This is a genomic window from Stenotrophomonas sp. Ste96 (genome assembly GCF_024519495.1).
Taxonomy (GTDB): Bacteria; Pseudomonadota; Gammaproteobacteria; order Xanthomonadales; family Xanthomonadaceae; genus Stenotrophomonas; species Stenotrophomonas bentonitica_A.
Genome location: NZ_JALJRX010000001.1, coordinates 922,257 through 934,847 on the forward strand (window position 1 = coordinate 922,257; position 12,591 = coordinate 934,847).

The 12,591-nt window shown below is 68.7% G+C and carries 14 protein-coding genes; 4 read left to right on the plus strand and 10 right to left on the minus strand.

Annotation, left to right across the window (positions count from 1 at the left end; genetic code table 11):
• Positions 1-12 precede the first annotated feature (12 nt).
• Both OC373_RS04325 and pdeM read left to right on the plus strand, forming a co-directional pair.
• A complete protein-coding gene (locus tag OC373_RS04325; RefSeq protein ID WP_070425657.1) occupies positions 13-2,460 on the plus strand; it encodes a ligase-associated DNA damage response DEXH box helicase in 2,448 nt (815 codons plus the stop codon).
• Positions 2,450-3,094 (plus strand): ligase-associated DNA damage response endonuclease PdeM, encoded by a 645-nt coding sequence (pdeM, locus tag OC373_RS04330; protein WP_070425658.1) that lies wholly within the window; start codon positions 2,450-2,452, stop codon positions 3,092-3,094. The genes OC373_RS04325 and pdeM overlap by 11 nt, the downstream gene beginning before the upstream one ends.
• A 44-nt stretch (positions 3,095-3,138) precedes the next feature.
• On the opposite strand, the gene OC373_RS04335 is transcribed toward pdeM, so the two are convergent.
• The 8 genes from OC373_RS04335 to OC373_RS04370 form a co-directional block, all read right to left on the minus strand.
• Positions 3,139-3,408: a hypothetical protein gene (locus OC373_RS04335; protein WP_019183437.1), complete on the minus strand. Its 270-nt coding sequence runs from the start codon at positions 3,406-3,408 to the stop codon at positions 3,139-3,141.
• 256 nt (positions 3,409-3,664) lie between these two features.
• A complete protein-coding gene (locus OC373_RS04340) occupies positions 3,665-4,921 on the minus strand; it encodes an NAD(P)/FAD-dependent oxidoreductase (protein WP_070425659.1) in 1,257 nt (418 codons plus the stop codon).
• 63 nt (positions 4,922-4,984) lie between these two features.
• Positions 4,985-5,191 (minus strand): cold-shock protein, encoded by a 207-nt coding sequence (locus OC373_RS04345; RefSeq protein ID WP_019183439.1) that lies wholly within the window; start codon positions 5,189-5,191, stop codon positions 4,985-4,987.
• 88 nt (positions 5,192-5,279) lie between these two features.
• The gene (locus OC373_RS04350; protein ID WP_070425660.1) at positions 5,280-6,026 is read right to left on the minus strand and encodes an S-methyl-5'-thioinosine phosphorylase; all 747 of its coding nucleotides are present in this window, start codon (positions 6,024-6,026) and stop codon (positions 5,280-5,282) included.
• Positions 6,026-6,580, minus strand: a complete 555-nt coding sequence (locus tag OC373_RS04355) for a hypoxanthine-guanine phosphoribosyltransferase (RefSeq protein ID WP_019183441.1) — start codon at positions 6,578-6,580, stop codon at positions 6,026-6,028. The genes OC373_RS04350 and OC373_RS04355 overlap by 1 nt, the downstream gene beginning before the upstream one ends.
• Positions 6,580-7,587: a beta-N-acetylhexosaminidase gene (nagZ, locus tag OC373_RS04360; RefSeq protein ID WP_019183442.1), complete on the minus strand. Its 1,008-nt coding sequence runs from the start codon at positions 7,585-7,587 to the stop codon at positions 6,580-6,582. Before nagZ ends, OC373_RS04355 begins: the two co-directional genes overlap by 1 nt.
• Positions 7,588-7,654: 67 nt before the next feature.
• The gene (locus OC373_RS04365; protein WP_261997133.1) at positions 7,655-8,347 is read right to left on the minus strand and encodes a DsbA family oxidoreductase; all 693 of its coding nucleotides are present in this window, start codon (positions 8,345-8,347) and stop codon (positions 7,655-7,657) included.
• 45 nt (positions 8,348-8,392) lie between these two features.
• Entirely contained in the window at positions 8,393-8,896 is a 504-nt protein-coding gene (locus OC373_RS04370; protein ID WP_070427444.1) for a CYTH domain-containing protein, read from the minus strand.
• An 80-nt stretch (positions 8,897-8,976) separates the two neighbouring features.
• On the opposite strand from OC373_RS04370, the gene OC373_RS04375 reads away from it, so the two are divergent.
• The gene (locus OC373_RS04375) at positions 8,977-9,588 is read left to right on the plus strand and encodes a hypothetical protein (protein WP_070425662.1); all 612 of its coding nucleotides are present in this window, start codon (positions 8,977-8,979) and stop codon (positions 9,586-9,588) included.
• Here the strand turns inward: OC373_RS04375 and rlmD are convergent, their stop codons facing one another.
• Positions 9,589-10,923 carry a 23S rRNA (uracil(1939)-C(5))-methyltransferase RlmD gene (gene rlmD / locus OC373_RS04380; protein WP_070425663.1) on the minus strand — a complete coding sequence of 445 codons (1,335 nt, stop codon included), beginning with the start codon at positions 10,921-10,923 and terminating at the stop codon, positions 9,589-9,591.
• A gap of 137 nt (positions 10,924-11,060) precedes the next feature.
• Here rlmD and OC373_RS04385 point away from each other — a divergent pair, with 137 nt between their 5' ends.
• Entirely contained in the window at positions 11,061-11,795 is a 735-nt protein-coding gene (locus OC373_RS04385; protein ID WP_070425664.1) for a response regulator, read from the plus strand.
• Between the two features lie 69 nt (positions 11,796-11,864).
• Here the strand turns inward: OC373_RS04385 and recO are convergent, their stop codons facing one another.
• Entirely contained in the window at positions 11,865-12,590 is a 726-nt protein-coding gene (gene recO / locus OC373_RS04390; protein ID WP_261997134.1) for a DNA repair protein RecO, read from the minus strand.
• Position 12,591: the final 1 nt, after the last annotated feature.

Here is a 12,591-nt window from a genome sequence, read left to right on the forward strand (position 1 = left end):
CGACGGGAGGCCATGGCCCGCCTGACAGCGTGGTTCGCCAGCCGGGGCTGGGCGCCGCTGCCGTTCCAGAAAGCGATGTGGAAGCATTACCTGGCGGGCGACTCGGGCCTGCTGCACACACCCACCGGTAGCGGCAAGACGCTGGCGATGTTCGGCGGGCCGCTGCTGCAGGCGCTGCACGATCCGCCACCACGCACCACGCGTGGCCGTGCCAAGACACCGGTGCCGGTCCTGCAGGTGCTGTGGATCACCCCGCTGCGGGCGCTGGCCGCCGATACCGCGCGCGCGCTGCGCGAGCCTTTGGACGCCCTCGGGCTGGACTGGCAGGTCGGCCTGCGCACCGGCGATGCCAGCGCGCGCGACAAGCGACTGGCGCGCGAGGGTCGGCTGGATGTGCTGGTGACCACGCCCGAGTCACTGGCCCTGCTGCTCAGCTACCCCGACACGATGGCCCGCCTGCAGCACCTGCGCTGCGTGGTCGTGGATGAATGGCATGAACTGCTGGGCAACAAGCGCGGCGTACTGCTGCAGTTGAATCTGCGTCGCCTGCGCGACGCCCTGCCCGCCCTGCAGGTATGGGGGCTGTCGGCCACGCTGGGCAATCTGGAGGAGGCGCGCGAGGTGCTGTTGCCCGACGTGCCCGACGCGCCGCTGGTGGCCGGCGCACGCCCGCGTCCAGTCAGCGTGGAAACACTGCTGCCGGCGCAGGGCGAGCGTTTTCCCTGGGCCGGCCACCTGGGCTTGTCGCAGCTGCAGCGCGTGCTGGAGAAGCTGCTCACGGTGCGCACCAGCCTGTTGTTCACCAACACCCGCGCCCATGCCGAACTCTGGCACCAGGCACTGGCGGCAGTGTGGCCGGAAGACCCGGATACCCTCGCACTGCATCATGGCTCACTGGACCCGGCGTTGCGCCGCGCCGCCGAGCAGGGCCTGCGCGAAGGCCGCCTGCGCTGCGTCGTCGCCACCTCCAGCCTGGATCTCGGCGTCGATTTCCCCAGTGTCGACCAAGTGCTGCAGATCGGCAGCCCCAAGGGCATCGCGCGGCTGCTGCAGCGTGCCGGGCGCGCCAGGCATCGCCCCGGCGAATCCGGGCACATCGTGTGCGTGCCCTCGCACGCGCTGGAGCTGGTGGAGTATGCCGCCGCGCGTCGCGCGCTGGCCCAGGGGCACATCGAAGCCCGCCGGCCGCTGCGATTGTCGCTGGATGTGTTGGCGCAGCACGCGGTGAGCTGCGCGTTGGGCGGCGGCTTCGCTCCGGACGCGCTGCTGGAGCAGGTGCGGCGCACGCACGCGTTCGCCGGGCTGGACAGCACGCACTGGGAGGCCGTGCTCGAGTTCATCGTGCAGGGCGGCCGCGCGCTGTCGCAGTACCCGGACTTCCACAAGGTGGTGCGCGATGACGATGGCATCTACCGCGTGCACGACCGTCGCGTCGCGCTGCGGCACCGGCTGTCGATCGGCACCATCACCAGCGATGGCAGTGTCATGGTGCAGTTCCTGCGCGGCGGCCGGCTGGGTGCGGTGGAGGAGCAGTTCCTCAGCCGGCTGCGCCCCGGTGATCGCTTCCAGTTCGCCGGTCGCCTGCTGGAACTGGTGCGGCTGGAGAACCTGACCGCGTATGTGCGCCTGGCCCGGGGCGGCGATGGCGTGGTGCCGCGCTGGCAGGGCGGCCGGCTGCCACTGTCCGACGCGCTGGGCCATGAAATGGAAACGGTGCTGGCCCGCCCTGCCGACAGCCCGGAGATGCGCTGGCTGGCGCCGCTGCTGGCCCTGCAGACGCGCCTGTCCGCACTGCCCGGTCCGGAGCTGCTGCTGGTGGAACACGTGCGGCGTCGCGATGGCCAGTTCGTCTTCGTGTATCCCTTCGCCGGTCGCCAGGTCAATGAAGGGCTGGCCGCGCTGATGGCATTGCGCTGGACGCGGCAGCACAGCAATACCTTCGGCTACGCGGCCAACGACTATGGCTTCGTGCTCGCACCGGCGCGCCCGGTCGAACTCGATGCAGCGCGCGTGCGCACCCTGCTGGCACCGGAGGGACTGCTCACCGATCTGCGCGAGAGCCTCAACCTGGGTGAACTGGCGCGGCGCCAGTTCCGCGATATCGCGCGGGTGTCAGGCATGCTCGTACCTGCACTGCCCGGCCGCACACCGCGCAGCCTGCGCCAGCTGCAGGCCTCCAGCGGGCTGCTGTACGACGTGCTGCGACAGCACGATCCGGACCACATCCTGCTGACGTTGGCCGAACACGAAGTGCTGCACGATCAACTCGATCTGGCAAGCCTGGCGCGTGCGCTGTCGAGGTGTCAGGCCCGCACGCTGAGCGTGCAGCATCCGACCAGCCTGGGACCGTTGTCTTTCCCGCTCTGGGCGGAACGGTTGCGCGGCCAGCTCAGCAACGAAGACTGGAAGACCCGCGTCCTGCGCGCCGCACAGCAACTGGAGAAGCGCCATGGCGCCTGAACTGCCGATCACCCTCGCCGGCGAAAGCGTCCATCTGCTTGGCGCGCGTGCGCTCTACTGGCCGGCGCGCGATGCACTGTTGATCGCCGATCTTCACCTGGGCAAAGCCGATCTGTTCCGGCGTTCTGGCATCGGCCTGCCCAGTGGGGGCACCTCCGATGACCTGCAGCGTCTGGGCGCGGTGGTGCAGCAGCGCGCCATCCGCCATCTGTGGATACTCGGCGATGTGCTGCATGGCGCTGCGCACCGCGCTGCGTGGTACCGCCAGTGGCAGGGATGGCGCGAGCAGCATCCACAGCTGTGGATCGGCGCACTGGAAGGCAATCATGACCGTGTGCTGCCCAAGGCCGACCTGGGCATCGAACTGCTGGGCGAGCGTATCCAGGAAGGACCGTTCCTGCTGCGTCATGCACCGCAGCCGCAGCCAGGGCTGCATGTGCTGTGTGGTCACCTGCATCCGCTGGCCCGCTTGCCCGGCATGCAGCGGCGTTGGCCAGCGTTCTGGATGCGCGATGGAATGACGATATTGCCGGCGTTCTCGGGCTTCACTGCCGGCATCGCACCGGTACTGGCCTCAGGCGAACGGCTGGTGGCCTGCGTCGAGGACCAGGCCATCGCGTTGCCGGCGCGCTGATCGGGACAGCGCGCGACGTCGGTGACGCAGCTACCTTGCCTGCATCAGGCAGCGGAGGCCAACAAGCTGGGCATCAACCGGATATCCGGTGCATTCGGATTGGGCCGCACCGGTTGCCGCTGGATCGCGGTCAACATCTCATGGGCAGCGCTGCGGATGCGCGGGTGGTGTTCCGGCGCAGCGTGCGTGATGAGGCTGGTCACATGGAACTCGAACACGTCTTCCATCACGTCCGGCTGATCCTCATGCAGCATCTGCAGCAGTCCGCGCAGTTTGCGGATTTCACTTTCCAGAGTTTCGGCCGAGAACAGCATTTCAATCTCCTTGGGTTGCGATCGGTCCACCGGACCGTAGGTCGCAAACGCAGCCCCACCCTACCACCCCGCAGTCGCGGGGCTCCAAGCGATCAGGCATCGGACAGCGCGTCCGTGGAAGCAGCAGGTCGCGCATGGATGAACCACATGCACGCTGCGTTTGCCTGAGTGTTGTCCCACGTGGGCGGTGAGTCCACCGTCAATGGATGTTATTCACGCCTTCACATCCGCTGCGATGCACTGCTACGCGGGGTTATCAGCAGATGCCGTCGCGCTCGCGCATGTCCTGCAGCCCGTGCATCGCCTGCATGAACGCGGGCGACAACGGCAGTCTGCCGAGCCAGCCGCGCTGCGTTCCGCTGAGGACGCGGAGCATGTGTCCACGCCCGCCTGGGATGCGGCCCATCGGCTGGAACAGCACATCGCGGGCGCGCGCCAGGCCATCCCGTTCGGACTGGAACAACGGCGTCAGCCAGCGGCTCCAGTACTGGTAGATCGCTACATGCGCGCGGCGCTGTGCCTGGTAGGCCTGCAGCGCATTGTCGCAATCAGCGTGCGCGCGCAGTGCGTCGCGCAATGCCAGTGCGTCCATCAGCGCCATGTTCACGCCCTGCCCGAGCTGGGGACTCATCGCGTGGGCGGCGTCCCCCACCAGCACCAGCCGCTCGCGGTGCCAGCGCGAGAGCACCGCGTCGCGATACCCGGCGCGAGCCAACTGTGTGGGTTCACACACGCCCGCCAACCGCGCGTGCGCCTGCGGCCACAACGTAGCGATCTCATCCAGCCAGCGCGCCATGCCGTCCCGCTCCCACTGGGCGAACCGGTCGCGTGGCAGGCTCCAGAAGAAGCTCAACTGCGGCACATCGTTGCCGGGTCGCGTGCCCACCGGCAGCAGCCCGATCATCTTGCGCGCCGCCACATAGCGTTGGCGCAGCTCATCGATGTGCGGCCAATCGCCGCGCGGCAGCAGGCACCATAGCGCGCCCCACGGGTATTGGCGGTCAAGCGATGTGCCCTGCACCTGCGCGCGCAGCGACGAGGCCGCGCCATCGGCGGCGATCACCAGATCATAGGGGCCATGCCAGCGCCCCTGTGCGTCACGCACGCGCCCCTGCGCGGTGTCCACCTCGACGATGGACGTAGCGGGCTGCAGATTGTCCGGCTGCTCCCACGCATCAGCCAGCAGCGAGAACAGCGCGCCGCGCTGCATGCCCACGCCGTGCAGCGCTGGATTCAAGTCGGCATAGCGCATGTCCATCACCGTGCGCCCGCAGGGGGTTTGGCCGTGCAGGCGGCGCACGGGGGCACCGTGCTGCATCACCGCAGGCAGCAGCCCCATCTGCCAGAGCACCTCCAGCCCGGTCGGCTGGAGCAGGAAGCCGGCCCCGACCGGACCGGGCCGCGCCGCGCGCTCGAACACGTGCACCTGGTGATGGTCACGTGAAAGCAGGATCGACAGGGCCTGGCCAGCGGTGCCGTAACCGACGATGGCGATGGTGCGACGAGGGGTCATGGGGGACTCACTGATGAAAAAAAACCCCGCCGAAGCGGGGTTTTCAATGCGCAGCCGAGAAAATCACTCAGCCGGCACGATGTTCGAGGCTTGGGCGCCCTTCGGGCCCTGGGTCACGTCATAGGTGACCTTCTGGCCTTCCTGCAGACTGCGGAAGCCCTTGGAGTTGATCGCGGAGAAGTGCGCGAAGACGTCGGCGCTGCCGTCCTCCGGCGAGATAAAGCCAAATCCCTTGGCGTCGTTGAACCACTTGACGGTACCGTTCGGCATGGTAATGCGAGACCTTCTTCTATGAATGGGTGGTGTACGCTCAACCAGCGCACTGGCGGAGTATGCAAACCTTGTACGGTAATGACAATCACCCCCGTGCCAATTCACCGATCAATTCGGGCAGGCCGGAGGAGGCGGCGTCCACATTGGCCAGCACTTCGGCCATCGTGATTTCATCGCCATCGCCACAGCCGGCGGCCCAGTTGGCCACGATCGCCAGGCAGGCGTAGTCCAGGCCGAGCTCGCGGGCCAGGCTGGCTTCGGGCATGCCGGTCATGCCGACCAGATCGCAGCCATCGCGGCGCATGCGCGCGATTTCCGCATTGGTTTCCAGCCGCGGGCCCTGGGTCGCGCCGTAGCAGCCACCGTCCTGCAGGCGCACGCCGGTCACCTTCGCCGCGGCCAGCACCTTGCTGCGCAGCATCGGCGTGTACGGGTGGCCGAAGTCCACGTGCAGCACGTCGGTGCCCGGCTCTTCGCACAGGGTGGAGATGCGGCCCCAGGTGTAATCGATCAGCTGGTCCGGGCAGGCCAGCACGCGCGGGCCGAACAGTTCGGTGATGCCGCCGACCGTGTTGAGCGCGAGCACACGCTGCGCGCCGATCTGCTGCAGCGCGGCCAGGTTGGCGCGGTAATTGATCTTGTGCGGCGGCAGCGAGTGGCCTTCACCATGGCGGGCCAGGAAGGCCACGCGCTGACCCAGCAGCGTGCCGACGCGGATCGGGCCGGACGGCGTGCCGTAGCGCGTCTGGACCTGGTGGCTGCTCACATCGTCGAGCTGGGCCAGCTTGTAGACGCCGGTGCCGCCGATGACGGCAAGGGAAATGTGTTCCATCATTCCTTCATCGCGTAGATGGCCGGCACGCAGCGCAGCGTTTCGTTGACGTCCATCCCGAAACCGAACACATAGCGGTCCGGCAGGTCGATGCCGGCGTAGTCGGCCTTGACGTCCGGCAGCGCGCGGTCGTGCAGCTTGACCGTCAGCGCGGCGATGCGCACGTCGGTGGCGCCCTGCTCCAGGCACCAGGTGCGCACGCCCTGCAGCGTGTAGCCCTCGTCGAGGATGTCATCGACCAGCAGCACGCGGCGGCCGAACAGCGCGGTGGCCGGCTTGTGCTTCCAGACCAGGTCGCCGCCGGTGGTTTCACCGCGGTAGCGGGTGGCGTGCAGGTAATCGAACTGCACGTCCTGGCCGCGTGCGCCCAGTTCCAGCGCGAGCTGGCCGGCGAACGGCAGCGCGCCGTGCATGATCGACAGGAACAGCGGGACCTCGCCCTTGTAATCGCGCGCGATGGCGTCGGCGATGCCAGCGATGGCCTTGTCGATGGTGGGACGGTCGACCAGCAGGTCGGCCTGGGCCAGGGCCTGGGAAATGGTGAGGTTGGGCATCAGACGGTTCTTCCAAGGGTGTCAAGCAAACGGGATTGGGTGGTGCCGTGGCGGGAATCGGCCAGCAGGCCGTCCCAGCCCAGCGCGCCGCGACCGATCAGGCCGAGCAGCGCAGCGGTGTTGAGGGTGCGACCTTCGACGGCGCGCAGCGATTCTTCCACCAGTTCGGGGTGGCAGACCAGCACCACGTCGCAACCGGCGTCCAGGTGTGCATCCACGCGCGCCTTCACGCCACCGGCGGCGAATGAAGCGGCCATGCCGATGTCGTCGGAGAAGACCACGCCGCGGAAGCCCATCTGTTCGCGCAGGATCTGCTGGATCCAGCGTGGCGAGTAGCCGGCCGGCTCCGGCGCGACCTGCGGGTAGACCACGTGGGCCATCATCACCGCATCGGCGCCGGCGGCGATGCCGGCCGCGAACGGGATCAGGTCCAGCGCGCGCAGTTCATCGAGCGAGCGCGGGTCGCTGGCGTCGTGGAAATGGGTGTCTTCCAGCACGGTGCCGTGCCCGGGGAAATGCTTGAGCGTGGCGGCCATGCCAACGCTGTGCATGCCGCGCACATAGGCGGCAGTGAACGCTGCGACCACCTGCGGGTCCGCGCTGAAGGCGCGATTGCCGATCGCCAGGTTGCCACGGCCCAGATCGACGACGGGGGCGAAGCTGAGGTCCACGCCACTGGCGCGCACTTCACTGGCCATCAGCCAGGCGTGCTGCTCGGCCAGGGCCAGCGCGGCCTCGCGATCGGAGGCATACAGCGCATCGAAGCCCTGCAGCGGCGGCAGCGCGCTGTAGCCCTCGCGGAAGCGCTGCACGCGGCCGCCTTCCTGGTCCACGCAGATCAGCTGCGGGCGCGGCGCGGCGGCGCGGATGGCCGCCGAGAGCTCGGCGATCTGCTCGCGCGAGGCGAAGTTGCGCTTGAACAGGATGACGCCGGCCACGGCGTCGTGCTGCAGCCACTCGCGTTCCTGGGCGGTGAGTTCGGTCCCGGCAACGCCGATCACGAGCATGGGGTGTCTCCAATACGGGGCGCCACCATGGCGCACTGCCGCATTGTCGCAGAACCCGCGCGCAGCGTCAGACCTCGCAACCGTCCGGGCCGCAGCCATCGCCGTGCCCCGCAGGGGCTGCAGGCGTGCGTTCGGCCGCGATCTGGCGCAGGGCCTGGGCGAACGCCTCCGGTGGCTGGGCCCCCTGGATGGCGTATTTATCGTCGATCACGAAGGTGGGCACGGACTGAATGCCGAAGCGCTGCGCCTGCGCCAGCTGCGCCTGGATCTCCTCCAGCCCCTCCTCTCCTTCCAGCAGCGCGGTGATGCGCTCGGCCTGGAGCCCGCCGGCGGCGCCGGCGGCGATCAGGGTCTGGGGGTCGGCCAGGTTGCGGCCCTCCACGAAATGCGCGCGGAACAGTGCCTCGCCGACCTCGGCTTGGATGCCTTCACGCCCGGCCAGCCACATCAGCCGGTGCGCCGGCAGCGTGGTCACCCGGACCTGGCCCTGGTTGAAATCCATCGGCAGGCCCTCGGCGCGCGCCGCGGCCTGGGTCTGGGTCAGGATCTGTTCGGTGCGCTCGGCACTGCCGAACTTGGCTGCGTACGCCTGGCGCAGCGGTACCGGGGCCGTGCCGGCGTCGGGATCGAGCAGGAACGGGTGCCAATGCACCTCCACCTCGGGCGCGTCATCGCCGAGCAACGCCAGTCCCTGCTGGAACCGGTGCTTGCCGATCCAGCACCAGGGACACACCACATCCGACCAGATATCGATTTTCATCTGGCCAGATTGTGGGCGGAAAGGCCGCTACACAAGGGCCGCGGATCAGCCGCGTTCAGCGCTGGACCAGCGTGAAAAGGGGTGCGCTGCCAGGGCCAGGTTGTAATAGCGCACCTGGTCGGTGACTTCCTCGCCTGCCCACTCGGGCAGCCTGACCGTCTGCTCGGCGTGCTCGAGCTCCACTTCGGCCACCACCAGCCCGGCGTTCTCGCCGAGGAATTCGTCCACCTCCCAGAGCAGCCCGTCGTGCTCGACCAGGTGCCGGCGCTTGTCGATCAGCCCGCCGACGCACAGCGCCAGCAACGCGCGCGCATCCTCCACCGGGATCGGATAATCGAACTCCTGCCGGGTGTGCCCGATCTCGCGCGACTTCATGTTGAGGAAGGCCTGCGCGCCCTGGATGCGCACGCGCACCGATGCCTTCTGCGCGCCGCTCTCCAGCGAGGCGGCGTCGTTGAGATAGCCCTGTGCCATCGGGATCACCGCGTGCGCAGCGGTGCGCCAGCCCTCACCGGTGACGCGGTATTTGCGTTCGATTTCAATGCCCATCCGCACAGTATGCGGCGATCGCGGCACCGCGGCCACGGCGTGCTTCTATACTGCCCGGCTGCCTTGCAAGGATGCCCCCGATGAAACCGCTCTTCCCCGCCCTGCTGATGACCCTGCTGCCGTTGGGCGCGCTCGCCGCCTCGCCGCCCACGCCTGCACAGATCGAGGCGGCGGTGATGGCCATGGTCGAGGCGGAAAAGACGCCGGCCGCCTCTACCCAGGATCTGCTGCTGCAGTCGATGTTCACCCCTCGCCGGTTCGAACATGGCCCGTGCTGGGCAAGCACCACGCTCGCCGGTGCATACGACTGCCTGGTCGGCATGGAGATCGGCCTCAAGAACCGCTACCGCATGCTGCGCTTCGTTCCACAGGGCATGGGCTGGGCGATGCAGCGCGCCGATGTCGACGCGCCGGTGCCCCCGCGCGAACGTGTCCGCGAGCTGCTCAATGCGCAGCTCGATCGCCGTGCCGCATCGATCGACGATGCCGCCACCCGCGAGGAACTGCGCGCGTTCCAGCAGCGCCTGCAGATCTTCGCGATCGACGACTGCGAACTGCGCAGCACCCAGGCGCCGGAGATCCGCTGCAATGTCACCGCCGGGGATGCGACCGGGCGCGGCACCGAACCGCAGACCTATGTGTTCGACGCACACGGCCAGTGGCAGAACGCCGCGCCCGGGGACGGGCGCTGATCAGCGCTTTTCGAACACCGCGATGCTTTCCACGTGCGCGGTGTGCGGGAACATGTCCATCGCGCCGGCCGAGACCAGGGTGAAGCCCTGCTCGTTGACCAGGTAGCCGGCATCGCGCGCCAGCGAGCCCGGATGGCAGCTCACGTAGACGATGCGCTTGAACTGCTTCAGCGGCAGCTGCTGCAGCACTTCGATGGCGCCCGAGCGCGGCGGATCCAGCAGCAGCTTGTCGAAACCCTGGCGCATCCACGAGGCCTGGCGCTGGTCCTGGGTCAGATCGGCGGCATGGAACTCGGCATTCTCCAGCCCGTTGCGCACCGCGTTCTCACGCGCACGCGCCACCAGGCCGGCATCACCCTCCACGCCGACCACGTTGCGCACGGTGCGCGCCAGCGGCAGGGTGAAATTGCCCAGCCCGCAGAACAGATCGAGCACGCGCTCGTCCGGACCGGCATCGAGCAGGGCCAGCGCGTGCGCGATCATCTGCACGTTGAGCTTGGCATTGACCTGGATGAAATCCAGCGGGCGGAACGCCAGCTCGACATCCCACGGCGCCAGCTTGAACGACAACGGCACCTCGGCCGGCCACAGCGGCTGCACCGACTCCACGCCACCGGGCTGCAGCGAGATCGCAAAACCGTGTGCCTGGCCGAAGGCGATCCACGCGGCACGGTCGGCATCGCTGAGCGGCTGCATATGGCGGATGGTCAGCATGATCGCGTCATCGCCGGCGATGAATTCGATCTGGGGAATGTCGCGTTTGCCGTCCAGGGTCTCGATGAACTCGGAGAGCACGCCGACCTTCATCCCGATTTCCGGAATGACGGTCAGGCACTGGCTCAGGTCCGCGACGAAACGCGGGTCCAGCTCGCGGAAGCCGACCAGGGTCTTGTCCTTCTTCTCGACGCGGCGCACCGAGAAGCGGCCTTTGCGGCGGTAGCCCCAGCTGTCGCCCACCAGCGGCGGCAGCACCGTGCCCGGGGTGACGTGGCCGATCCGGGTCAGGTTGTCGATCAGCACCCGCTGCTTGGCCACGATCTGCTGCGACTCTTCCAGGTGCTGCAGCACGCAGCCGGCACAGACGCCGAAATGCGGGCAGCGCGGGGTCACCCGCTGCGGCGAGGCCTGGACGACCTCGATGGTCCGGGCTTCATCGAAATGACGATTGCGCGCGGTCGGCTCGGCGGTCACCACCTCACCGGGCAGCGCGCCGGTGATGAAGGTGACCTTGCCACCCTCGCCGTCGCGGCGGGCAACGCCACGGCCATCATGGCTGAGGTCGAGGATGTCGGTCTGGAAGGGAGTACGGTCGAGGCGGGAGCGGGTTCGGGCCACGTGGCAACAGGCTGCGGGCAAAAAGGGTGCGTATTGTCGCAGATACCAACTGCCAACTGACTTGCCGCCCGCTGAAACCGCTTGCAGGCGGGGACTTCGCGTTTAATATGGGCGCAGCTGACATGGAGGCAGCCCCAATGCAGATGACCCCGAGGGATCCCATGCCCCGATTCCTGCTCGTCGAGGACGACACCATCAGCCGCGGCTTCTTCAAGGCCGCGCTGGAAACCCTGCCGGCGCAGGTGGATACCGCCGATTCCCTGGCCACGGCCATGGACCGCGCCCGTGGCAACCAACATGATCTGTGGCTGATCGACGTCAACCTGCCCGATGGTAACGGCACCCAACTGCTGCAGGAGCTGCGCCGCTCGCGGCCGGACACGCCGGCACTGGCACATACCGCCGATGGCGACACCTCGATCCATTCGCGGCTGCGCGATGCCGGCTTCAGTGAGACCCTGGTCAAGCCGCTGAGCCGTGAGCACCTGCTCAAGGCCGTCCGCCGCGCGTTGGTGCATACCGCTGGCAGCCTGTCCGCCCCGGTGCTTGCCGACGCCGAGGAGGTGGAGGGCGAGCGCCAGGACTGGGACGAAACCACGGCCCTGGCCGCGCTGAACGGGCAGCGCCACCACCTCATCGCGTTGCGCGAGCTGTTCCTGGCCGAGTTGCCCGGGGTTCGCGACGCGGTGGCCCAGGCCCTGCGCGAGGACGATGTGCGGGCCCTGCGCGGCCAGCTGCATCGGCTGCAGGCCAGCTGCGGATTTGTCGGCGCCGCGCGCCTGGCCCGGGCGGTCCGCCAGCTGCACCAGGCCCCGGACTCCACCGGGGCGCAGAGCCGCTTTCGCGTGGCGGTCGACGCCCTGCTGCAGTGAGCACGGGCGGCAGCGCGTGCAGCGTTGCCGCGTGAGTCCCCCCGAAACGGCGCCGCGGGCCGCCTGCGCTCAGGTGCCCCGTCGCGCCAGGTCCTCCAGCATTTCCCAGGATTTCAGCCCTCGCCCGCCCAGGTGGTGCATCAGCACCGCGCGCATCGGCCGGCGCAGGCTGCCCAGATCCTCGGGCCCGGGCAGTTCATCGGCGGCCAGCGCCAGCAACGCACTGCCGGTCGCGGTGCCACGGCGCTGATCCACACCGCGGTCGCTGAGCAGCCGGCGCGGCCCCTCCTGCGGGTCCAGCTCATACCGTGCGGCCGGGTCGACCGGCGCCTCATCGCTGCCGTGCAGCAGATCGAAGCCGAAGCCCAGGGCCTCCAGCAGGTCGCGCTCGAAACGGCGCAGGGTCCAGGCCAGCGGCTCGCCATCGCGCAGCCGTGCGCGGACCTGCGCGTAATGGTCGTAAAGCTCGGGCAGCGGGTCCTGGCGGGGCGCCAGCCGCATCAGCAGTTCGTTGATGTAGAACCCGGCCAGCATCGCCTGGCCGGTCAGGCGTGGCGCAGCGTCCAGGGCCTCGGCCCCGCGCAGCTGGGCCAGCTCGCCCCGCTCCACGGCGGTCAGGCGGATCCACTGCAATGGCTGCAGGGCCGCGCGCAGCGCCTGGCTGCGCGGGCTGGATACGCCTCGGGCAAGCACCCCGATCCGGCCGTACTGCTCGGTCAGCACCTCCACGAGCAGACTGGTTTCCCGCCACGGGCGGGCATGGAGCACAAACGCCGGCTCATCCTCGATGCGCATG

Coding starts and splice junctions, on each gene's coding strand:
- OC373_RS04325 (WP_070425657.1), top strand. CDS start 13: ATGGCCCGCCTGACAGCGTGGTTCGCCAGCCGGGGCTGGGCGCCGCTG.
- pdeM (WP_070425658.1), top strand. CDS start 2,450: ATGGCGCCTGAACTGCCGATCACCCTCGCCGGCGAAAGCGTCCATCTG.
- OC373_RS04335 (WP_019183437.1), bottom strand. CDS start 3,408: ATGCTGTTCTCGGCCGAAACTCTGGAAAGTGAAATCCGCAAACTGCGC.
- OC373_RS04340 (WP_070425659.1), bottom strand. CDS start 4,921: ATGACCCCTCGTCGCACCATCGCCATCGTCGGTTACGGCACCGCTGGC.
- OC373_RS04345 (WP_019183439.1), bottom strand. CDS start 5,191: ATGCCGAACGGTACCGTCAAGTGGTTCAACGACGCCAAGGGATTTGGC.
- OC373_RS04350 (WP_070425660.1), bottom strand. CDS start 6,026: ATGGAACACATTTCCCTTGCCGTCATCGGCGGCACCGGCGTCTACAAG.
- OC373_RS04355 (WP_019183441.1), bottom strand. CDS start 6,580: ATGCCCAACCTCACCATTTCCCAGGCCCTGGCCCAGGCCGACCTGCTG.
- nagZ (WP_019183442.1), bottom strand. CDS start 7,587: ATGCTCGTGATCGGCGTTGCCGGGACCGAACTCACCGCCCAGGAACGC.
- OC373_RS04365 (WP_261997133.1), bottom strand. CDS start 8,347: ATGAAAATCGATATCTGGTCGGATGTGGTGTGTCCCTGGTGCTGGATC.
- OC373_RS04370 (WP_070427444.1), bottom strand. CDS start 8,896: ATGGGCATTGAAATCGAACGCAAATACCGCGTCACCGGTGAGGGCTGG.
- OC373_RS04375 (WP_070425662.1), top strand. CDS start 8,977: ATGAAACCGCTCTTCCCCGCCCTGCTGATGACCCTGCTGCCGTTGGGC.
- OC373_RS04385 (WP_070425664.1), top strand. CDS start 11,061: ATGCAGATGACCCCGAGGGATCCCATGCCCCGATTCCTGCTCGTCGAG.
- recO (WP_261997134.1), bottom strand. CDS start 12,590: ATGCGCATCGAGGATGAGCCGGCGTTTGTGCTCCATGCCCGCCCGTGG.